The sequence below is a fragment of the Bacillus sp. FDAARGOS_527 genome (genome assembly GCF_003812125.1).
GTDB lineage: Bacteria > Bacillota > Bacilli > Bacillales > Bacillaceae_G > Bacillus_A > Bacillus_A paranthracis.
This window is the reverse complement of sequence record NZ_CP033790.1, coordinates 22,793-45,811: the sequence shown is the minus strand read 5'-3', so window position 1 is coordinate 45,811 and position 23,019 is coordinate 22,793. Positions and strand designations below refer to the sequence as shown.

24 protein-coding genes are annotated in these 23,019 nt (G+C 37.6%); all 24 read right to left on the bottom strand.

The genetic code is table 11. The annotated features are described in order from the left end of the window. Positions 1-49 precede the first annotated feature (49 nt). Complete coding sequence (locus EGX95_RS01735) at positions 50-3,619, bottom strand: phage tail spike protein (RefSeq protein WP_123805344.1); 3,570 nt, start codon at positions 3,617-3,619, stop codon at positions 50-52. Then, positions 3,619-5,097, bottom strand: a complete 1,479-nt coding sequence (locus tag EGX95_RS01730; protein WP_001139089.1) for a distal tail protein Dit — start codon at positions 5,095-5,097, stop codon at positions 3,619-3,621. Before EGX95_RS01730 ends, EGX95_RS01735 begins: the two co-directional genes overlap by 1 nt. 49 nt (positions 5,098-5,146) lie before the next feature. Continuing rightward, positions 5,147-9,079: a phage tail protein gene (locus tag EGX95_RS01725; RefSeq protein ID WP_000763194.1), complete on the bottom strand. Its 3,933-nt coding sequence runs from the start codon at positions 9,077-9,079 to the stop codon at positions 5,147-5,149. Further along, complete coding sequence (locus EGX95_RS01720; RefSeq protein WP_000475601.1) at positions 9,072-9,734, bottom strand: Gp15 family bacteriophage protein; 663 nt, start codon at positions 9,732-9,734, stop codon at positions 9,072-9,074. The genes EGX95_RS01725 and EGX95_RS01720 overlap by 8 nt, the downstream gene beginning before the upstream one ends. Positions 9,735-9,745: 11 nt before the next feature. Beyond that, positions 9,746-10,150 carry a hypothetical protein gene (locus EGX95_RS01715; protein WP_000084444.1) on the bottom strand — a complete coding sequence of 135 codons (405 nt, stop codon included), beginning with the start codon at positions 10,148-10,150 and terminating at the stop codon, positions 9,746-9,748. A 75-nt stretch (positions 10,151-10,225) separates the two neighbouring features. After that, the gene (locus tag EGX95_RS01710; RefSeq protein ID WP_002081831.1) at positions 10,226-10,654 is read right to left on the bottom strand and encodes a phage tail tube protein; all 429 of its coding nucleotides are present in this window, start codon (positions 10,652-10,654) and stop codon (positions 10,226-10,228) included. A 16-nt stretch (positions 10,655-10,670) separates the two neighbouring features. Then, positions 10,671-11,093: a phage tail terminator protein gene (locus EGX95_RS01705; protein ID WP_000871572.1), complete on the bottom strand. Its 423-nt coding sequence runs from the start codon at positions 11,091-11,093 to the stop codon at positions 10,671-10,673. 11 nt (positions 11,094-11,104) lie between these two features. After that, positions 11,105-11,455: a minor capsid protein gene (locus EGX95_RS01700; protein ID WP_000619350.1), complete on the bottom strand. Its 351-nt coding sequence runs from the start codon at positions 11,453-11,455 to the stop codon at positions 11,105-11,107. Then, positions 11,452-11,808, bottom strand: coding sequence for a putative minor capsid protein (locus tag EGX95_RS01695; protein ID WP_000611250.1), 357 nt, complete (start codon positions 11,806-11,808; stop codon positions 11,452-11,454). The genes EGX95_RS01700 and EGX95_RS01695 overlap by 4 nt, the downstream gene beginning before the upstream one ends. Next, positions 11,801-12,202: a head-tail connector protein gene (locus tag EGX95_RS01690; RefSeq protein WP_000323337.1), complete on the bottom strand. Its 402-nt coding sequence runs from the start codon at positions 12,200-12,202 to the stop codon at positions 11,801-11,803. Before EGX95_RS01690 ends, EGX95_RS01695 begins: the two co-directional genes overlap by 8 nt. An 8-nt stretch (positions 12,203-12,210) precedes the next feature. After that, on the bottom strand, positions 12,211-12,465 hold the full coding sequence (locus tag EGX95_RS01685) for a hypothetical protein (RefSeq protein ID WP_000067991.1): 255 nt from the start codon (positions 12,463-12,465) through the stop codon (positions 12,211-12,213). A 51-nt stretch (positions 12,466-12,516) separates the two neighbouring features. Next, a complete protein-coding gene (locus EGX95_RS01680; protein WP_000537603.1) occupies positions 12,517-13,419 on the bottom strand; it encodes a hypothetical protein in 903 nt (300 codons plus the stop codon). 27 nt (positions 13,420-13,446) lie between these two features. Further along, positions 13,447-14,079 carry a hypothetical protein gene (locus tag EGX95_RS01675; protein ID WP_000917551.1) on the bottom strand — a complete coding sequence of 211 codons (633 nt, stop codon included), beginning with the start codon at positions 14,077-14,079 and terminating at the stop codon, positions 13,447-13,449. An 11-nt stretch (positions 14,080-14,090) separates the two neighbouring features. Continuing rightward, positions 14,091-15,212: a phage minor capsid protein gene (locus tag EGX95_RS01670; RefSeq protein WP_123805342.1), complete on the bottom strand. Its 1,122-nt coding sequence runs from the start codon at positions 15,210-15,212 to the stop codon at positions 14,091-14,093. Next, the gene (locus tag EGX95_RS01665) at positions 15,212-16,714 is read right to left on the bottom strand and encodes a phage portal protein (protein WP_000476465.1); all 1,503 of its coding nucleotides are present in this window, start codon (positions 16,712-16,714) and stop codon (positions 15,212-15,214) included. The genes EGX95_RS01670 and EGX95_RS01665 overlap by 1 nt, the downstream gene beginning before the upstream one ends. 15 nt (positions 16,715-16,729) lie before the next feature. Beyond that, positions 16,730-18,028, bottom strand: coding sequence for a PBSX family phage terminase large subunit (locus tag EGX95_RS01660; RefSeq protein WP_000169483.1), 1,299 nt, complete (start codon positions 18,026-18,028; stop codon positions 16,730-16,732). Next, positions 18,012-18,902 carry a terminase small subunit gene (locus EGX95_RS01655; protein ID WP_123805341.1) on the bottom strand — a complete coding sequence of 297 codons (891 nt, stop codon included), beginning with the start codon at positions 18,900-18,902 and terminating at the stop codon, positions 18,012-18,014. Before EGX95_RS01655 ends, EGX95_RS01660 begins: the two co-directional genes overlap by 17 nt. 83 nt (positions 18,903-18,985) lie before the next feature. Continuing rightward, positions 18,986-19,201: a hypothetical protein gene (locus tag EGX95_RS01650; RefSeq protein WP_000773609.1), complete on the bottom strand. Its 216-nt coding sequence runs from the start codon at positions 19,199-19,201 to the stop codon at positions 18,986-18,988. Next, the gene (locus EGX95_RS01645) at positions 19,198-19,416 is read right to left on the bottom strand and encodes a hypothetical protein (protein ID WP_001152025.1); all 219 of its coding nucleotides are present in this window, start codon (positions 19,414-19,416) and stop codon (positions 19,198-19,200) included. The genes EGX95_RS01650 and EGX95_RS01645 overlap by 4 nt, the downstream gene beginning before the upstream one ends. Positions 19,417-19,459: 43 nt before the next feature. Continuing rightward, positions 19,460-19,681 (bottom strand): hypothetical protein, encoded by a 222-nt coding sequence (locus EGX95_RS01640; protein WP_000708792.1) that lies wholly within the window; start codon positions 19,679-19,681, stop codon positions 19,460-19,462. Positions 19,682-20,269: 588 nt separating this feature from the next. Beyond that, positions 20,270-20,491, bottom strand: coding sequence for a hypothetical protein (locus tag EGX95_RS01635; protein ID WP_000470653.1), 222 nt, complete (start codon positions 20,489-20,491; stop codon positions 20,270-20,272). A 93-nt stretch (positions 20,492-20,584) separates the two neighbouring features. Then, entirely contained in the window at positions 20,585-20,968 is a 384-nt protein-coding gene (locus EGX95_RS01630; protein WP_000392742.1) for a hypothetical protein, read from the bottom strand. A gap of 33 nt (positions 20,969-21,001) precedes the next feature. Next, positions 21,002-21,277, bottom strand: coding sequence for a hypothetical protein (locus tag EGX95_RS01625; RefSeq protein WP_000424058.1), 276 nt, complete (start codon positions 21,275-21,277; stop codon positions 21,002-21,004). Between the two features lie 1,237 nt (positions 21,278-22,514). Then, positions 22,515-22,898: an ArpU family phage packaging/lysis transcriptional regulator gene (locus EGX95_RS01620; protein WP_000436121.1), complete on the bottom strand. Its 384-nt coding sequence runs from the start codon at positions 22,896-22,898 to the stop codon at positions 22,515-22,517. Positions 22,899-23,019: the final 121 nt, after the last annotated feature.

The following is a 23,019-nucleotide window of genomic DNA, read 5'->3' as shown; positions in this document are numbered from 1 at the left end:
ACCAGCTTATGGCTGCTCTGGTTTCTCATTTATTAATTGTTGTTTCGGTTTATTTGTTTAGTAATTGTTGCACTAATACCTTTAATTCATCAATTTCAGCTTTCATTGAAATTTTCTCAAGTTTTTCTGCTTCAAGTTGTTCTTTAAGATTGTCAACTTCCTGCTTCAACATACCGTGGTCAAATTGAAGATTTTCAACTTTAAAGTCAACTTCTTGTATTGCTTGAATAGAAATTGCAACAGAGCTATAAAGTTTTATAGCGTCTTTCTGTGGTGTGGTGAATACATCGTCAGTGTCCTGCGCAATCATACCGTAATTAATTGGAAGTGTAATAGACTCCCCTGACTCGAAGCGTTCAACATCTCTTATAAAGTGATACTGTTTGATGTTTACAGAGTTGATTTTATCTAAAGCAGAGAATGGAAGGTCTTCTATGTCCGTTTTAAGCGCACGAGAAGAATTAGGGATAAATTCTTGCGCCCACATACGCCCTGTAGCAGATATATTTTCAGTAGCTCGTAGTGTTCTAAGTTTAATGTCTCGGAAAGCGTCACCTGTCGCACTTTTAATCTGTAATCCTTCACCTACATAGTCAGGATGCCTTGCCATTCTAAACATGATCTGATTTGCAAAAGTAAAATCTACATCTCCTTGAGCAGTTGGAGCTAAGTCTTTAATTGTCATTGCAGGGAATGACTTGTTATCACTTGTATAAAAATTAAAGTAGCCACGCTTAGCGGTCAAATTGATATCTTTAGAAGAACTCAAGGTGATAAAACCTGTAGTACCACCTGTAGAACTAGCAGTAAGAGAGATGTTGCCGTTCGTATTAGTTAAACTCATATCGCCTACAGAGTTAATTTGCATTGCTCCATCATATCTGTAGAAATTGATATAGGAAGATTTAATGACGTCATTTCCATTACGACCTGTAGCAATCCCAATCGAAGCCACTGAGTTAGTGAATACGTTTGAATTTATTGTAGTTTGGTCAATTACTAATGATCCGTTTAACGTCCCTGTTGTCTCATAATCATTACCAAGAATTAAAGCGGACTGAATGTTCCCGTCTGTACGCTCAATGAATCCTAAATAACCTCTACTACGTCCACCACCGTATACAGTTAAATTCTGTGCATTTAAACGAATATGATTGGCGCCTGAACCTGCAGGAGCAGTTTGAATTGTTACCCCTTGCAAAGTCTGCGCTTTAAGATGTTTTGCTTCAATGTAACCATCAAGATAAATTTTACTCGCTTGAATTAATACAGATTGAGCTGTTTGGTTGATTGTGGAAGCAATTTCGTTATTTTTAACTCGTAAGTTAATCTCATCACTCATTAAAGATAATTGTGAAGTATGATTATCTACTATAGCTTTACTCCCAAAACGCCCGTCAGAATCTGTTTTATTGTAAACATCATTTTTCTCTGCTTTGAGATTAATGCGGTCAGATTGTTGATTTATACTGGTTTCAATAGTAGATACCTTAGAGTCGAATTCAGAAGTAGCCACTTTTTTTGCAATCTCTCCAACAAGTTGGTCGTAGTTAGCATAATCTTTAGGATTTTCCATGAAACTCGAAGGATTCTCACCTTGTTGAAATTGTGGTTGAGAAGCCCAAATAAGGCCGTTTTTATTTATTCCTATACAAGCTTCAGCATGAGTAACAGCGCTTGAAGGTACATCAGCAGTAACGGAAATAAATGTCCATACGCCATCAGTTAACTTATCTTTTAAAGTTACATTCGTAGTTGCAACTACAGTTAACCCATTCCGAAACTTAATTTCCAAATATCCATCTTGATCTAAGCCATCTTTACTATTCGTAAATATCCATGCAGATAACACTACTTTCCCTGAGTTAGATGTAACAGGAGTCATCTGGCTTATTCCTGTCAAAACGTTTCCTGTTAACCCTGTAGCTTGAATCTGAACAGAATTATACCCGTCATGTCTTTTGGATGTTGTAGGTGTAACCGCTGTTCCTGCAGTAGCTGTCACACTCCACTTACTAAGGCTTGGGGTTCTAGAGATAATCACACCAGAACTTGGGTTAATTTCTCTATCTTCAAATGCAGAATTGAATAGAATATTTGTACTGCCTAAACCACCTAAATAATCTTGCATTTGTTTTTCAGAGATTTTCGACTTCATAGATTCATTAGTGAGTTCAAGATCCCTTTTAACTTCCTCGACATCCGGAACGACAACATCCCACACTGTACCTGTCCATATTTTCAAAATACCAGGCTTGCCACCACTAATATCACGCCATAGCGTTTTATTTGGTTTAAGACCCGCGATAGGAGGAGAAACACTTTCTATAATATCGACCATGTTTTGATCCATATAATCTTTTGTAGCAGTAGCTAAATCTTTAGCTGTTTTCGATTCTTCAACAGCTTCATTCGCCTTTTTAGCTGTATCATTTGCTTTTTCTTCTAATGCAGCAAACCATTCTTTCGATACTTTGTCATTAATCATGGAAAGCATCTTTTGATACAGTCTTCGCAACGCTTCATCTTGGTTGACTATTTCTACATAGTTTCCAAATTTGTGCTTGTTTTGATGCTTATCCTTATAGGAATTGTCTCCTACAATAGCTCTTGCTTCTAGGTAAAGAGTCGGTGTCATACCTTCGTCGATAATACGGATTGTGTCACCTTCTCTAACATCCTCATGCTCATATCCAAATACGCTAGATATGTCAACAGAATTCACTTCGTAAGTAACGATTGCGGAAACACGCTTTTTTAGCTCCATTTTGGCTAATGTTAACAATCTGGACGGAGTAAGTTCATCTTTTTCAGATTCCGGAGTGTAGAATCCAAATAGATGCTTTCCGTTCACATTCCAACGTTGAAACGCTGCGTCATCGACAATATATTGAGATCCATTATTCACAGATTCGATAGTGATTAACTTGTCGTTACCGTCCGCATCTTGGCCTATATAATACGGAAATAATGCAGTAATAATGTTTTCAGAGTTCTCTATGCGCTTGATTCCTACTAAATCCTTACCGAGAGTAACCTCTTTATTCGTTTCTCTGCCGCGTTTCTTAACAAGGTCAATGAATCTTCTCGGCTTGCCGGTTCCGATCTCTATCCTGTATTGGATCTCGATGTTGTCGAAGAGAGTTGCGATTTGCTGAATGAATTGCAAAGGGCTCATGGGTTTTTCTATTTTAAAAGAGCGTTTCCCTATCGCTTCGATAAAGCCAACTTCCCAATCAGTATGACTAGTAGCAAACTTTAAATACTGTTCAGCACTCCAACTTTTAATCTCTTGCGGTGTTAAAGGAACCTCTTTATCAAGTAAAATCCACTCACCTGATGCATAGATAGTAACATTATGATTTTCAGAGTCTTTTTCGATAGAAGTGATTACATAGGGAGTAATAACACCTGGATTCGTTTCTTTTAATATCAAATTCTTTTGTTGGATATAATCTAGAAACGGAGAATCTTCTAATAGTTTGAAGTCCAGTATGTCGACGTTATCTTTGATTTCCCAGTGTCTTAGATCATCGAAATAATCCGCCGGCTGAATAGTAGCGATAATTTGTTTTGTTTTAAAATCTACAATGTGTAAATCTCCGCTTACCTTCTTCATTATTTGTACCTCTCCCTGTAAACAATTCGCGCTGTCCCTATGTTAGATGGACGTATAATAATATCGTTCCAACCTCTTTTTACAGTAGGGAATCTACTAAAGATGTCTTTTAATCCAATTGCATTTGTTCCATTTATTGTTACTAGTGATCTCTCTGTATCTATCTGAACTTTATCCCCTACATCAAAAATATAAGGAGTTTCATCAAGTGTTAAAGTATTAATCTTCCAAAACTTCACATCTTCAATAAATGCTATTTCAGCAGGCGGATGTGGACCATAAGCGATACAGCCTACAGCTACCTTTGCTACTGGTCTAGAAGTCATGGGGTTACTATCGGACTCGTCTCTCCAGGTGCGGACAAAACTAGCATCATCTATTTCGGTATTTTTGCGATACTTAGCAAAATAGAAACTCCACTCTTTACCTCTGCGTGCTACTGAAACATGACCCCTGAAATTATTAAAGGTATCAGAAGACATGCCCATTTCGTCAGCAATCCACTTTCTAGAACCGCCTGAATCAATAATTGCTTGTGCGGTTGTCATTTCATGACTCATGTATTCATCAGCCATTGATAATTCAACTATTACATTGTCATTAGCGTCTAAAAGCATGACCACTGTTTTCCCCATCCTGCTCCAATAACCTGACTGAAAATACATTTGCACATCAAGTCTAAAGTCTTGAATAACACCACTCGTATTGGGGATAGTTCGTTTCATAAAGGGACCATGCCACTCAGTAGCAGTTCCTATTCCGTATGATTCAGGTGTAAAAGCGTATCCTTGCCATACCTTCATTGCTCCTGAACTTTTATAGATCCCTATTTGACCCGTTACAGCCGTCCAAGGAGTTAAACTATTCATTTCATCCCATATTAGGCGCTCATCTTGTTTTACCACACGGGTTTTAACTCCAGTAGGATAACCAAGCCTAAAATATTCGTCATCATTCCATACATCCAAGAACGGGCTAGGATTTGTCACTTCAATATCGATGATAGGATTTGTTTCTACTGTCCCATTATTTTCAAAGGACACTTTTAATTCCTGATTCTGCACCAGCATAACTTCTGTTTTAACAGCCCCTAATTTATAAGGCATAGGGCAGACAAATGTAATCTTTCCTTTTCCTCTGAAAATTAATTCATCTATGTCTGCTTCACCATCAATTACAGCCATGTAAGTGCGATCTGGTTCATCATCAAAAATCAATTCGCAAGGTTGATCTGTCACAAGCCAATCCGCTAAATCTTCTTTCTTCTTTTGCATTTCACTTTGGCTACCCGCCCTGATAATGACAGGAACTTCTATTGTTCTTACATTTGTATTCGTTTGTAGGAGATACCCTCCTGCTTTAGAAGGAACCTTTAAGATATCTCTCTCAACAGGAGACCATGCAGGTCGGTTAAATCCCATTAAGATAAAGATGTAGTCTTTACGTATCCCGTTAAATGAAAAACTACCTGATGGCATTCGACTACCTCCTTCCGGTATTTTTATCTATAAAAAACACCTCCCTTAGTTAAAAGGAAGGTGTTACAGTTGGTTTAAATTGTGCCAGACGTTGTTTTCGTCTGTTATTTGTAGTTTCTACAGGTTGTGCTAACACTTCTCCAACAACCTTTTTATCCATTACGATGTACGTGTTATTTTGATCGCTCTGATTACTATCTTGAGGCGTTGTTTTAACTTGTCTCTCTTGTTTAGGTGCTATATAAGCGGCTTGTTGTGCTGTAGGATTAACGTTAACCATATCGTTAACAAATCTCTTAGAGCTTGAAAATGCGGAATTCAGAGCTGCGTTATCAATACCACCACCAATGATATCACCCATAACTATATCTTCTTGAAGAGATGAAAATCCATCAGCTACAGCTTCAGCCATCGTTTTAGCTTTATTAACTGCTAAATTCGTTAGCGAAACAATACCATTAGCCAGACCTTCCGTCACAAATTCACCCATTCCATACATTAGACGAGAAGGAGAGTGTATATCGAAGAAGTCGGCGATTCCATCTTTGATGTTACTTGCTACGCTCTTAACAGCTGATACAGCTTTTCCGACCATGCTAGAAATACCGTTAATCAGACCTTGGATAATGTCTTTGCCGATGCTTTTAAGCATTGTACCTGCGTTACTGAAGCATTTAAGGATAGCTCCAATAACTTCAGTGATAATCGTAGAAGATAAACGACCTACAGTCTTCACGATACCATTAATTAAAGCGATAAGTAACTTAACGCCTGTCTCTAGGATTTGTGGCAAGTTAGCTACAATTACTTTAATGAACTCCCATGTTAGTTCCCATGCTTTCTTTAGAAGACCAGGAAGAGCTCGTATGATACCTCTAATGATAGACTCTACTATTTGAATACCTTTTTCTAGGATCGTAGGGAAATTATCCACTAATCCTTTTGCTAATTGGATAATCATTTTAAGCCCAGCGTCTAGCAATCTAGGAAGGACTTTAACGATACCGTCAATAAGTTTCATAAGGATATCAATACCTGTCTGTAGGATAGTAGGAAGATGTTTGATGATAGAATCTAAAAACTTATTCATCATATCATAAGCATTCTGTATCCATTGAGGGAAACGCTGTACAATACCTTCTAAAAGCTTAGTAATAATTGTAATGCCTGATTCAATTATCTTTGGTAACATGTTGCTAATCCCTTCCAGAAGATTTTCAATAATAGTAAGTCCCATCTCTAATATCTTAGGAAGGTTATCAGTTAAACCTTTTTGTATTTTTAGTATCATATCGAGTCCTGCGTTTATCAATGAAGGAGCAACTGCAGTTACAGCAGAGAAGAACGCATTAGATGTATTCACAATAATATCTATAGCTGCTTGTACAATTATAGGGAGTGAAGTCGTGATACCTGTAATGATTGTACTTATGATATCAATACCAACCTGTAATATTGTAGGAATCATTCCTACAATTGTCTCAATGAAACGTAGAATGATAGATCCTGCTGTTTCTAAGAAACCAGGTAACATCTGATTGATACCTTCTACAATCGTAGGGAGGAATCTCAATGCAGTAAGTAGCAATCCTGGTAAACCACCAATCAATATAGTAATCAATGTAGGAAGAATTGTTGTGAATATCTGTCCTAGTTGGGAAGTATCTCCACCCATAGCAAGCCTGATAGCTTCAACAAAGTAACCAATACTAGTCTTAATTTGTTCTATAGCAGTACCAATCAAGATGGCGACGTTCTGGAAACCACCACTCATTGACGATAACCAACTGTTCATGATATCTCCTGTAAGTACCACTTGTAAGATGTATTGCCCCAAATTCAATAGATTCTGACCAAATTCCCCTATTACTGGGAAGGTAGCGATAAAGTCCGCTCTAAATTCAGCAAGAGCAATCCCCATCTGCTTGACACCCATTATCATATTTACAGGCAGTTTCATTAGCGACTCATTAGCGAAGTCACCCGTTCTCGCTACCTCTAGGAAGTACATCCCCATGTCTTTCAAGGTAACGCCCATTCGTGCACCTTCAGCGACTGTGCTAGATACCCAGTCAATTATTGTTTGGCGAATATTAGCTACGCTCATACCGATTTGCAAGGCAGTATTCTGGAATGGTTCAGGAAGGTGAGTTACCCAATCATTAAAGTAATCGCCATCGATAGCGGTATACATTAAGTATTTGCCCATACTCATTACGTTCTGTCCGAATTGTTGAATGGCAGGAAACGTACCTATGATGCTCTCTCTCACGCTACTCATTGTTAGGCCAATCTTAAGTGCCGCACCCTGGAACCCCTCTGGTAAATGAGTTATCCAGTCATTCAAATAATCACCGTCAAGAGCCGTATAGAAAAGATACTTACCCATGCTTGCCATGTTTTGCCCGAATGATTGAATTACAGGTATTGACGATAGTATAGAAGTCCTGATGTTCGCTACCGATTGTCCTACTTTCTCCGCAGAAGCTTGGAATGGCTCAGGAAGATGCCCAACCCACTCATTCATTGCATCCCCTGACTTAGCAGTCTCATACAAGTATTTCCCCATATTGACCATATTAAGGCCAAACTCTTTTGACTTCTGACCCGCTACATTTAACCCCTTCTGCATAGCTTTAATAGAGTTTTGTACCATATCAGATTTATAGGCGTTATTAAGTAGCTCTTTCCCGTTCTTTACAAGATTAGAACTGAAATCTTTGATTGACTTAATAGTACCGTCTACAAAACCTTTAAATTTCTCGTTAGTTTTGTAAAAATGAGTAAAGGCTACGGTTGCACCGGTTATAGCAGCCGCTACGATCCATACAGGAGTGGACATAGTAGCGAATGCAGTTATAATAGGCATCATTAGTGGGCGTAATGCGAATAGAATTGCTCTTAATCCTCTAAAGTAACCTACACCTAATCCTAAAGGTAGTAGCAATCCCATTAAGGCAGGAACTAGCATAATAGTACCTTGAATAAATCTGGCCATAACCGGGTGCGCTTCATTGAATGCTATTGTTAACTCCGCCATCTTAGCCACAAAATTATAAATAGGTACCATTACTGCAGTGAAAGCTTGTCTCATCGGTTCTAGCGCCTTCGTAAGCTTCTCCATCATATTAGTAAATGCCTCAGCATATTTAGGTTCCATTTCCATATTAGCTTTATGCAGAGAACCATACATGAAAAGCATACTCAGCCCGACGCCCATAGCTAGGATAGGCATTCCCATCATTACTGAATTAAGCCTCATAGCTTCATCAGTTAAAGTTTTCATGCTCGCCTGAGGTCCGTGCAGCTCTAAAGCTATTTGTGCAGCTGAACCACTTCGCGCAATTCTATCTAGATTGTCAACTAACGCAAGCGCAGGTCTTGCGGTATTGTACAATGGGTTTTTCATCTGATCTAAGTTTTTCGTAGTCTTAGACGCAAGAGAACTCATAGCATTCATAGCCCCAATAGTTTGAAGCATCCCCATCATAGCAAGCCTGTTAGCATTAATTTGAGCATCTTGAGAAGCTTTCATAGCTTTACCAATATCATTAGCTTGGTTAATGAAATCTTTGTTAGTTCCTTGGAAGTCCTTAGATCCTTGGGCCATTTTGTAGTAACCGTACGTTGCTTTAATCTGATCTTCCATGAAAGGAATCATCGCTAACTTTTGAGCGTAAAAACCTTGTTGCATTTCCATCATCATATTTCTTGCTTCCTGGGACATGTAGCGATAGTTTCCGCCTACATCATGCATTAACCCGCCTATTTCGTCACCGTATGCTCTACGGTACTGCCTAGCATAATACTCAGAGTCGCCCACCATTCCTTGCATTTCTCTGCCCACAGTATTACGCATATCACGAGCTGTGCGGTTCATCCCTCCACCGATTCGGTTTAACTCCCTGTTAATGTTTTGCACATCTCGTCTAACGTTATTGTTATTAATCCGCGCATCTATCTCAACCCGTCCGTCAGCCATTTGAAGTCACCTGCCTCTTTTGTGCTTCCATACGTTTCTGGAAATCTTGAAGTTCTTTTGCTTCTCTAATCACCTTGGCCTCTGGTAACTCATATATAGCTTTCATTTTCTTTATGCGTTTACGCTCGTCGCCGTTGTACTTATCTTTTTTAGGTATGTCGCAGGTACGATAGTATATAGCTGTACGCATAGGGGTTTTCTCTGACAAGTTATTAAATAAAGCGAGAAATTCATCCCATTGTAATTTCCCCTGCTGTTCAAAGAGATTAATTCCATAATCATATAGAAACGACGCATATATTCTTTCTGCATCAATGGTAAAGTTTACGACAGGTATATCCGGATAATCGTCATCTTCTTCATGATGCGATTCTGTCATTTCATTTTTCTTATTTGTTGATAATAAATCGATATTTAATTTATCTCTGAACACGTTGATAATAAGGGTTTCTTTTTCAGTTGGAGATAATTGCGTTAGAAGTGCGTTATCGACAATGAGCATATTCAAAGCTATGTTAGGTTTTATATGCCCCGGAACACTTTCATCATCGAAAAGTTCCATTAGCTTTAAGATATTGTCAAAGGACAGGTTGAGTTCAATTGCAACACCTGCCCAATTGTAAATATCTCTATTTCTGTCAGTAAGTTTGAACATTACTGATCACCTTACTTTTTGACGTTAGCTAAGTATTTTGCCTGTACTTTTTCAGCTTTCTCTTTAGCTTCTTCTAGATAAAGATTATTTAAGTAGTCAACTAACGTCATTAAATTTCCTACAGACTTACCTGCTTTCTCATAAAGATCCTCAAATGTACCTTCACCTAAGAAGGTTTCTACAACGTGTTTTACTAGTTCTTTTTGTTTATTCATTAGATTATCGATTTCTTCATCCGTTGCTTTTTCGTAATCTGGTATTAAACCTTGTACTTCTTTAGTTTTCTTACCAAAGCTTTTTAATGATTTCTGGTATTTATTAATTGCGTCATCGTTAAATTCCACTTGATAAACCTTACCTGCTACATCTACCTCTTTATACGTTTTCTCGAAATTAAATTGAAATACTTGTGACATATAATCCACACTCCGTTTTTTATAGTTTTATATTTTATTCAAAGAAAAAAGAGCCGCATTAACGACTCTTTGTTTTTACAACGTTGGTGTTGCTTTAGTGAATGTTGGCACGCCATCAAAACTGATTGTGAACTCAATTTCACCTTTTGCGTTAGCGTCACCGCCGGGATTTTTAATTTCTGAGATAGTACAACGACCTTCCCACTTATCCCCGTTAGGCTCCGTCACACGAAAATCACTTTTACGAGCATTACCTACTTGGTTAACACGTTTAAAAATAAAATCTTGCGCTTCGTCACCGTAGTATCGATGCCCTTCGAATCCATAAGACATCATGAAACCAGTAATATCACGTTCTGCAGCTCCGCCACCATCGTAATAATACGTTTCTTCTGATTCTTCATTGTTATCTGGATCTACCGAAGTAATCCCTTTCGCAATAACAGCATACTTAGCTGTACTCGTTTCCGAAACATTTAACTCAAATTTATATCCGTGGTTCATTAAAAATCCGCCCAAATTAATTACCTCCTAATTCTAATTCCACTACAAAAAGAGCAGTGTATATATACTCGTTAGACGCTATTTTATCTACGAAATTAGGCTCTACATAAATGTTGAGCCTTCTCAATGTGTAAGAGTTGTCCACTGCGTGAAACTCTCTTCTATGCACATTGTTTAATTCTCTTGCTATTGCTTCCATAGAAATATTAGCTTCTAATTGGTTTTCACTTTTTAAGAGAATCTGAAATTGTTTATTTATAATCTCTCCCTCGAAATATTGCTCGCCAGGAGCTGATGGGATGATCCTAATTGCAATACTTTTTCGTGGAGCATTACTCAAACCTATATCTAATACATCGACTTTTACTGGAGCAAACATGATGTCTTTAGATAGAACAGTAGTTAAGTGGTTCTTCACCGATTCAATTAACCATTTCATGTTTAACCCCCCTATAAATTCCGTCGTATTTCGTTTTCTGTTAATCTAGCCCAATCGCTTGCATGACGTGCTTTCGCCTCTTCAAACCAGATTCCTCTGGCATTAGGGTTAACGTCTTTTGAGAAGTTATATTGCGGGTTGTAGTACAACCTTCTCGCATATGGGGTATTCCATTCAATATGACCTTCACCTGGTCTACTGAAACGTATTGAAGAACGTTCTAATTCGCCAGTATCTTTTGGAATGTAAAAATTACTATCCTTTAACACTTGCTGATCTAATGCGAATTGAGCCTTGTTTATCGCTTCCTCTGCCTTAGCTTCCATCTGTGCAGTATCAACTCGTACATTAATTCTAATCATTGCAGATAAATCTCTGTATGGTGTGGCCTATTAGGGTTCGTTGTATAAAGAGGCTCAACTTCTTTAATGAACATTTCCTTCCCATTCCACACGATCTTAGATTTTTCTTTAAACACTTGATTAGCAGGAGAAGAGTTAACCGAATCGTGAAAGAGTGTCGCTTCAAACGTTACGCTATCACCAGTTGAAGTGTTATATAACCTTTCATTAGGCTGCACCCGCACCCTTTTTAGCACGACTGGCGGAGCGTATGAGGAAGAAGAACCTCCCCATGTATCGTCTTCACCAATGTACTCATGATACTCAACTGTATGGATAAGCATATGCAATGGGATAGGAATGACATTAATCATGAACTGACACCCCCGAATAAAGCAAACCTGCAGGCCTTAGAAAGGCGATTGTACCCTGTGCTATACGAGCATCTTTACCTGCACCTTCTGACTTTCCGCCTCGCAACAATCCATATCGGAACTTACCAACCTGCATTACAGGCGTATCAATCATGGTATTTGCAGAGGTTTCGCCGTATAAGGCGATGTACTCTGTTTGAGCAGCAGTAGCTTTCATTACTTGCTCCTTGATAAATGGTGCTAATTTATCAAAATCAACACCACTCAATTTATAGTTAATAACCTGATCAACTACATCGGAAGCTCTTGCAATCATACGATTCAACATATCTGGGTCCTCAACAGGCATTCCTTTGTATATGTTCGTATAATAATCAGCATCTATATACGCCATACAATCACCTACTTAGCAGCTGCTTCCTTCTTCAGCTTGGCTACTTCTGATTTTAGCTTTTTATTTTCCTTCTCCAGCTCATCTTTTTCGTCCAATGCCTTATTGTACTCAGCCAACGAAACATTTCGTCCACCTGTGGCACGAGTAATAACGTTACCTTCTTCGTCGATTTGATCATATCCATCTAATAGGTAACTATCTAAGCGACCCTCATCAATATTCAGTGTTTTATTCAATCGTTTTACTTTTACTAAGTTACTCATTTACATCATTCCTTTCGTATTAAAAAAAGAGAAAGCTTTAAGCTCTCTCTTTTAAGGAGTTACAGGTGTTTGGATGTTGATCTGTACGCCGTCAACTTTTTTCTGGAGTAAAAATACATCCCAGTATTTACGCTCATAGTACAGGTATTTACCAGAAGTCGCAGCGCTTGGTTCATCTAAATCAACAAACTCATATTGTTGTGGCGAAATAACTGCAGCGGGGTGAATAAGTATCATATCCATTGTTTTAGCAGATCCATCAGGAACAGCACCATTCGTAAAGTTGTAAGCTGTTTTCATACGAGACGAAGGAACAGTTACAATCGTTACATCATCAAGCGAGTAAATAGAACGTTTTACAGTTCCATTATTGGTACCTACATCTAATTGTCGTTGTAAGCCTTCTGCTTCTTTTAGTAGCTTTTTAACAGAAGGGAGAGTGTAAAGAATACGTCCTTCTTGTGGCACTTCTGCTTCATCCATTTTTTCCATCATCGTATCAAAAGTTTCAAGTACATTCGTCGCTGTTAATGCGACTGTAGTAGCAACCTTACCATATGAAGTGTATTCAGAGTACAGTTTAGAAGCCATGTATTTGTCATGCTCAGGAATCGCTTCTTCTGTATTGAAAACTTTTGTAATATTGGCAATAGATAAAGCCATATTTGATTGGTCAATGTCCTGCGGATCAACAAGTGTTTTATATTCGCGATCATGTGTAAGTGTTTTAGGTTCCCACGAGTTATCAGCGCGTCGTGTGTAGCCACCTACAACATCGCGGTCAACATCAGTATAACCTCCAACAGCAATACGTGGAATTTGGATCGTTTTCGCTCCAGTCCATTTAATGATGCTATTGTTTGGTGAATTGTATAACGCTGCAAAGCTTAAACCTTGTGTGAATTTTTGCTGAAGACCCTCAGCGTATAATGAAGCATAATTAACAGTTCCCATATATTTAACATCTCCTATTATCTAATTTTAGTAATTCGCGAAAGCTGCTTTCCATTTATCAGCTTCAGTCAACGTTTGTTTCTGATGTTGACCAGTTGTAAATGTAGGCTTTGGAGTTCCTTGTGGTTCTTCCACTACACCTTTAAAATGAGGAAACTCTTCAACTACCATTTCGATAGCCTTTGTAATGTCTATATCATCACTAACCTTTGTTTTTGCTAGAGTAATAACTGCATTTAAGTTCTTTTCTTCTGTAATACCTGACTTAATCGCAGCGTTTTCTGCTTGCAAATTAAAAAGAGACTCATTCTTTTCTTGCAACTGAGTCTCAAATGCTGTTAATTTTTCATTTGTTTTTTCTTGCTCTGTTTTCTGCGATTCCTGATACTCATTCCAACCTTTTAATGATTGTTTTAGCTGATCTAAGTTCTCTACACCAAGTTTCTTCAGCAAAGCTGCTTCTTGTTGCTGTTTAGCTTCTTCCAATTGTTCTTGGGTAAAAGTAACTGGCGGTTCTGCAGGTGGTTCTGGGTTTGTTGGTGGTACAGTTTCTGGTGTCGCTACATTAGGCTCACCTCCTTCCGGTGCAACTGGTTGATTTTCTCCCCCTTCAGAGAAGAACTGCATTTCATTTAATCGTAATCTATATGGTTTTAGCATCGTAATTCCTCCTAAACAATTTGTTCGCGGTTATATTGGCGTTTACGCTTCGTTTGATTAATGAACTCTCTCATATTAGCTTGGCGTTGCGAAACTTTGTTCTTCGCTTCCTTCGCACCCTCTGCATCTCCTAACGCTTCCATAACCTTTACTTCCTTTTTCGCTTTCCTAATTTGTCGTTCTAAGCTTCTTTGTTGTTGGCTTTCCTTATATGCTTCTAAGTTCTCATCATTGTCGTACGGTTCATAACGCTTAGTCGATTTCCCTTGGATATAAGGATAGATGATATGACGACAATTCACGCCTAGTAACCCTGCCGCTTCACCATACGATGTGCTGGAGAACGGAGGGTATCTCTTGCTCTTTCCACTTTTAGAGTAGATACGTCCTTGATACGGAGCACAGCGTGGTCTTGCTCCAAGGTGTGAGCTTGTTTCAATTAGATCTACGTCGTATTCGTCCATGCGAGTCATCTGCATCTCATTTGCTACATTCTGACTAACAGAACGAGTAATCATATTCACATATGCTTCAGCACTCCAACGTTTACCACCTTTATCAATTAAAGCCGGAATCCCTCGCTGTGCCCATTCGGAAATAGTCTGCCTAAGTGCTTGTTGTGGAGTTATAACACCACCAAGTAGTTTACCTACTGTCTTGTTTAAAACATCAAGATAAACCTGTTGCGACTGTTTCAACATCGTTGTATTTACAAGATTCAGCGTATCTAAAGCTTGTTGCTCATAAGCGTTAAGTATGCCGATTAACGCGGCACTTGTATACATCGCAGGAGCAGCAACTATACTTCCCGCTTGTACTGCTTCCCGGTATAACGGTTCATGTTGTTCTACCGCTGTAAATCCAGCGGTTTCTAACATCTTCCGCACTTCTTCAGCCGTTTTACCACTATGACTAGCAATAGTACCCATTTGTTGTTGGTTCAACTTACCTAGCTTATTTAACTGAACTATTCGCCAATGTTGGTATTGTTCGAAGTTCTCAGCAGTAAGTAGCAATTCCCTGTCATACTTGAGCATTCTGGCCATATTTAAAAGCAACTCTTCTTCAATTGCATTGTAGATATCTACTACAAACATAGAGAGTTGCTGTAACTTCTCAGGAGGGAGTGCCATTACCCTTCATCTCCTGGACTATTATTCTGTTTTTTGTTGTTCATGCCGAAGAAGTCAATATTCTCAGGGATAATCATTTTATTTTCCTCTAGAATTTCTTTCAGTATTCTCTCTGCCTCTTCTTCAGAAACACCATGTATCTTCATAATGGCTAACTTTTTAGTAGTTAATCCATTCATAACAAGCGTAACTTGTTTATTAATCTCTGCCGTCTGATCTTCTGCTATAGAATCATCAAACGTAACAGTAACCTCATATTTATCTGTACTTTCAAATTCATCATATAAAGCGGCGATTTCGATAATAATATCAACTAAATCACGAATACCATCCTCAATAATCGTTTCGTGCGACTGCTTAGTTCTGAATGTCTTAGAGTTTTCACTTACAACTTCTGTTGCTGTTTTAACACCTTGCCCATCAAAGCTAAACGCTCCAGCAGAGAAACCGACTTGCGTAGATACATAGTTTAACAGTGCATTAATAGCAGCCGTGTGCTCTTCAACACGCAATTCTACCGATATATCTTGAATTTGTTTTGCTCCATCATCAAAGTTCATTGCTTCATAAACTTCATCAGTAGCATCAAAGTATCTCTGTGGTATACCTGTTTGTGGATCTATAACAGTTCTAATTGCTGAAGTAGGTACCATGATACGTTTCTTACCTAAAACAAACTCTCTTTGGAAGCTATCAAATGCAATATCAAGTGATTTCAGCGTGCCTAGTGCATTAGCATAAAGTGAGATTCCAAGCGGTGAAGTTAAATCCAAATTGTTTGCTGTATTCGGTTTGAAGTATACAAACATTGGTTTAGATAAGTTCTCGATCCGCACTTCTTCTTCCAAGTCAGGATATAAAGTAGATAAGGAGACTTTTACACCTAAATCACCTTGGTTCTTACTCTCGTATAACTCATTCTTGATAACGTATTCGCTACCTTCAACCAGGTGCCACTCAAGAAGCGTGTACTTTTTATCTCCCTTAGAGATTTCGTTAACGAATAATCCCTCAGTGATATGTTTATTGTCCCATGCGATTGGAATGAAGCAGTCTGCTGTAACATAGGAAAGTTTTATTCCTTCATCCCAGTAAACTTTAATTACCATTCCACCTAAAGCAAAGGAATACTCTAGATACCTTTGAAACTCTTTAATGAAGTTATTTTCATCCAGGGTATTCTTGATATTATCTGATAGTGTTTTATCCGATATATTGATTGAGCACTTCTCATTAAAGATAAGAGCAGCCATTTCTTGCGATATAACTTTAGCCATATTTAGCGAAGCCATTCTTCTACTCTTCTGGCCCTCAATCGTATGGTACTTAACGTTATGCCAATCATCATAATGACCACTATATAACGCCTTCCACATATCAATATGTTTGTATGATTCTTCATTAACAGGTATATCCTTTTTATCAGATATCTTTTTAATCCCTTTAATTAGGCCCATTTTATATAACACCTGCCTTATGCCGGAGATGAGTCTTTTAAACAACGCATCACCCCCTTACTAATATTTAAGGTTTAGTTTTTGCAGATTATCATTCACATAATACTGAAACGCATCGCATGTATGATCATCTACTTTAATTACTTCGGGATTCGGAGTTTTTAACGTCTTCGCTTCCCATTGGTATTTCTTATGTTCTTCATAAAATATCTTGTTGTTATCAGTATCCAAAATAAAAAAACGCCCTTGCGACAATAAGTCATAGACGTTTTCAATCATTTCAACTTTTCTCTTTTTAGCTATAGGATGTAGTCGAATACCATAATCCTTAAAATATTGATTTCGCAATCCACCTTCAGCAGAATCGATTGTTTGCATATCAATGTATCTGCCAAACTCCTTTGTCACACCAGTAACAAACTTATTTAGGTCTGCCGAGAACTCACTTGGCGCTCTCTTAACAACCTTATTTTCAGGTGAATAATAGTACGTATCTAGCAGTATGACGTTGCCTTTCTTCGTTAATCCAAAGGCTAAATAAGTCGTAGCAGACACCTGATGTCCTGTATCTATGGCGATATCAATGAGTATCAAATCATCGTCTTCTGGTAATTGATTAATCTTCTTAAAGTTATTCATGTTGTAAACCATATCACCTAAACCGATGACTTCTCCACCATACATCCAACGCCAATAATCCAAGTCATGTATCTTATACTTCTCAATCTTCCTAATCATCTGCTGAGATAAGAAACCTTTTTTATCATCCATGTATGTTGAATGATGAATAAAATAGTCCTCATCTCCCGCTTTGCTATCTAGCCACTCATTAATCCAACTGTATGGATTTCGTGGTGGGTTATATGAGAAGTATACTTTTACTTCCTTACCTTCAATTTCTTGACGAATGAAAGTATCTTCAACAATATCAATATCTTCTACGCCAGCAAATTCTGCCGCTTCCTCAAACCATAGTGCCATTACATAACCTTTAGCAATCTTTGCTGATTTGAGTTTTAACGGATCATCGCATCCGTAGAAATAAAATGCAGTGTTGGTCTTCTTGTGCCTGATTATTAAAGGTGATTTGCCGAAATAAAACTCACTTTCTACACCAAGCATATAAATAGCCCATTTGATTTGCTCATATATAGAAGTAGAAAGGTACTTGCCTACTTTCCTCAAGCAAACTACATTACCTTGCTCATCTTCAAGAAAGTCCGTTATAAGTTTCATTGAGATAACTGATGACTTCATAGAAGAACGTCCGCCTTTTGCAACGATATGTGACTGTTCAGCAAGCCATAACGAATAGAAATTGGTATTCATCAAGTCCATAATATTAACTGTCTTGGTCATTTTCCATCGCCTTTCTCATGGCTTCCTTATCGTTTACAATGATAACTTTACCACCATTACCATGATCGTCTGTTAGTTCTTTTATTTCAGCTCTCATCTTTTCGATGTGTACCTTTTGCACTTCCATCTGCATTTTGTGTCGTTCTTCTTCAATCTGCTTCTTGAAGTTATCTGGTACTAAGTCGAAGTACTGAGATAACTTATCCAGAGCCTTCATTTTGTCAGCAAGCTTAACTGATATTCCGTCACGCCCTTGTTTAACCTCAGTTATAATAGATCCGTCAACCATATCAGCCTCATACAAATCTACAAAGTTAACTAACCTCGTCACCTCATTACCATCATCATCCTGAATAGTAATCTCTCTCTGTCCAAAATTAAGGTAATTAGTAATATCAGCAAAGGCGATCTTAATGTACTCCTTTAGCACATCCATCGCTTCTACAAATACATTTTCAACTAACTCACCTTTAAGCTCCTTTATATAGGAAGAAACTCGTTCGCGCCTTAGTAATCGACTTGCCTGCACATGGGCACCATCTTTGGAGTAACCAGCTTTTAACGCAGCTTGCGTACCATTGAAGTATTTCACGTAATACAAACAAAAGAGCCGTTCCTTTTCGGATAGCTCCTCATCGTCTAATATTTCTTTTAATTTTTTCTTCGTTTTGGGATTTTCTACTTTGGTAATTACCTTTTTACCGGTGGTAATATTACCGGTAATATTTTCGTCCCATTTATCTTTTGATTTCCACTTTCTAATGAGAGAAATACTCTTTCCTAAATCTTCTGCAATCTCCTCAATAGGCTTTTCTCCTTTTGAGTCTTTATACATCTCAAATGCTTTATCTCTTTCTATACTTCGTCTACTCACGTCACATCACCCACCACCTTCGATTTAATAGGAAGTAACTTGTCATAACTCCTCCTCGTGGTAATACCTAATTATTATTTAAGTTATGCTTTTAAAAACTCATCAATCGTTTTATCCAACACACTAATAAGAGCCTCTCGACACTGTTTTGGTGTCATATCATCATTCATCTTATTGTGTAAATCTACAGCCTTTTCTAGTTTCTGTGGATCAATATGTTGTTTAACTAATTCTAATCCGATAACATTGTTGATTAACTGACCAACAACAACTGTTTGTTCTTGTTTATTTAGTTTCATTCATCTAACTCCTTATCATCATTATCCGCATATAAATCCTTTTCTTTAATAGGTCTTATGGGTATCTTTTTACCTGGCGTTCCATCCTCTTTCATTTCCACCATATACAATTTAATTTCAGGATCTTCACCAGTAAATAATTTCATTTGTTCTTTTGTTATAGGGATTACTGACTTAGGCTTCTTGAATGCTTTTCTAAAATCAGCAAGGGCCATTCGCTCACATCCTCTTATATAAAATAAAAAAGCAGCGGATTCGCTACTGCAATTTCTCTTCAATCTCTTTCAGTTCACCTTCTACCCTATATCCACACCTAAAAGGTTCAATGTAAATAAGTCTCTTGCCCTCTTCCCAAACTTGCAACGTATTTGCACCAACATCAGATTTAAATTTTCGTAACGCTTCATCCTGATCGATTGTCGTTAAGACTACTTTCGAGTTAATAAAACATCTGATCTGTTCAACAACATAAATTTTCACCAAATCACCTCAAAAGAATCTTATTTTTAAAAATCCATAACGAAAACTAATTTATGCAGGGGAATTAAATATTTATACAAATGACTGGTGATAATGTATCTTATGTAAACAAGGTTTTCGGGAAATATGCCGTCATATCAACGTTTGTGGCACTTTCGAGTACTTCTACCCACAATATCTTTTATGCATCGTTGATTTTACGCCATTTTCATCACCTAATCACCGTTATTTCCTGCATAAACTTCACCTTGTTAACTAACCGCATTTTCATTCGTTACTTTTTATATCCTTGGGAAAAAACATGTATTTTTCTATTGAATATGGTATCTAAGGAATACAGGTTACCTCATCTTTTAAACTATCTCTGTTAAGAAAGGAATGATATATATGAACTTCAAGAATAGTTCTTTCGAAATCAGTGTTTCGCCTGAGTTCGCTACAGCTATCGGTCAATTGATCGTAGCTCTTCATTTAGCAGGAATCATTTGATTCTTGCTTTTCTTTTTCGTTCGTTGTGTTCGTTTGTTTTGCAAAATGCAACACGTTTGCGCTTATCTTTCCTTGACAATACATATTCGTTAAACTTTATTACAATTTAACCGGATGATCGTCATTAATTATCATATATAAACGTACTAACTCGCTTCTAGCTGTATCGTATACAATACGTTGCGTACGATAGTCTCGCTCGATATCGTTCCCTTCAGCAGCAGCTTCTTCCTCTGCTTTACGAACTTCTGCAAGACGTTTCTCCATATCTAGAATTTCGGTATCAAGAAAATTCAACAACTTTTTCTTTCTAATGAACATATATCTTCACCCCTTATCTTTCCTTAACAACAAACAAGACGCCACCCAGATCACGGCAGCGCCTACGATAATTGCTATTATTTTAGTCATGATTTAAATCCTGAGATTTGATTCGGCACTATTAATACGTTGTGCAATTGTATCAGCATGAACTGAAATCTTAGTTTGAGGGAAACCAGAAAACTTATTAGTAAGTCTCTCCAACTTCTCCAATGCGGCCACACATTCATTAGCAGCAGCAGTTAACTCTGCAATATTTTCATTAGCTTCTTTTGTATCAACGTCTACTTTTACAGCAACAGTATTCTTTTTATCGTTTTCCATTAATTCCTTAACTCCTGCCGTTTTTGTAGCTTTATATCCGTGATCTTTAGCATATTGCTCAATGAAATCGTACATTTTTCTAACTTTAGATTGTTCTTCTGGTGTACACTCACCTTCAATTACAATTTCAAACTTAATTGTTCTCTCTTCCATCATTCATCCTCCTAATTGCTATTGGTTTAATCACTATTCAATCACTAGTCCTAATTCACGTTGAACTCCAGAGAACGAGTATCCATATGCATAACCTACAATACGAATACCTGCAGCGTATCTATGCTCTAAATCTTCATTGTAAGTTTTCTTGTAATACTCTAATTTAGAAACGATATTATGTTTATCATTAATAATTACCTCATCACTAGGGAAGCCATCCATTTCAATCTGTACAGCTACATAGTTAGCCTCTTCACTTGCTGCTTCATTAAAACATTGTTCTAATCCTTCTAATGTTAATTCCATCCTTATCCTCCTAACCAAATGTCCATTTTGTTCAAATCTACGTTTAATGTGTAATTTCTATATAACAAAGAAAAAAAGCACCCGTTATGGATGCTTTCTCTTAAATATTCGTATTCAACCACCTGGTTTAATTTCCGTCACTACATTCAACCACCTGGTTTAATTGTATTCATAATAATCCCTCCCAAATGTATCTATTCAACAAACAATTAAAATATCCTACAAAACAAAAAGCCCCATTACTTCTACTAATAACCCAAGTGAAACTTGAGCCTTCGAAGTAATCAGGCTTTTTTAAGGGGATGGGAGAAATCATTCACGAAAGGGGAATTTCGAAATGAATCAATTTAAGAGTAGTTTTCATACTCTTCTCCAAGCCACCGCATCAACTAGTATGGCTACACACCCTGTGTTCGGTGACTGGGAGAAGACTAAGAATCTTCTCGTTTATACTCCGTAGAGTCGGCCAATACTTCAGCTACCGCCTTTGCAAGCCAATATCGAATTATAAAGGATTTATATCAAGACGTATGTGTTTCTTCCGACGCCTTGTTTGAACCAATACACTAGAGGGACGGAAGGGGAATGTTTCCGCTGTATTGGCTCAAACAAAGAGTGGAACTCTTTGCCTAACGAAAGATGTGAGTAATTCGTTAAAAGTGTAAAGCATGTCGTCCGTACCGGTGAAGTGAAGCCTATTTTAATATTTGTTTTCTTTCCACAAACGCGATGTTCATTTAATCATAAATAAACCACCCCATTCCATTTCCAGAAACAAATAACAGAGAGTAATAGACTTATATTCACTATCAACCCAGAGGACGCATTCTAGGCTGAATGGTAAATATAATAGAAACAGTATGACGAATGCGAGTTATCTCACACCCGCCATACTGGAATATGTCTTAATTAGTTTTAATTAGTTTTAATTAGTTTTAATTAGTTTTAGCAATCCTTTTCTTCTTTAAAGGGAATCATACCACCCTTAACCACGGATTTTTACCGCCGACAGCCTGCACCTATACATTTTGTTGCAGTAACGTTTTGTTAATGGGGGTTATTCTGAAATGGATTGTGATCACAGAATAAATACGCTATCCCCTTAGTTATGTCGTTATCAAAGGGCTGTCTAAAGCTCGTTGATGAGCTTGTAAGATAATGATAATTTGAAAATCGCATTCATTTGTTCCTCACTTTCTTCCGTATTTGTTCCCATTTTGTTCCCGATTTTTTTTGTTTAAATCATACGTAATGCTGTTGCAATTGCCATGATCGCACTTTTCTTTTGATAGTAATACCACTTATGCTCTAACATCATTTGTGCTTTAATTAATGTGTCATTCATTACTCCACCTTTTAAATACTTCCGTTCAATAATTTCCCTTTGTTCAAGATCTAATGAGTGGTCTAGCGCCCTCTTAATTTGCAGATACTTATAATCATTCAGCTTCCTTGTATCACGTAATTCAGGGAACAATTGAATACTTTCCCTCTCACACTCGGTTTGATTCTCCATACGTACAGCTAGAGCTTTATAATCACGTAACACCTTTACTACTGCTTTTTGAATTAATTTGTACTCCTTATCATCGATTTCTGGAAAGAATGCTAATTGCTCCATCTGTAATCCCCCTATTTCTGAATTGGTCTTTTTACATTCACATCAGGTACGTGAAATTTTACTATCTGTTTGTTGAATAAGGGAACGATACTTACAATACAGCCCCCACCACACTGTGAAG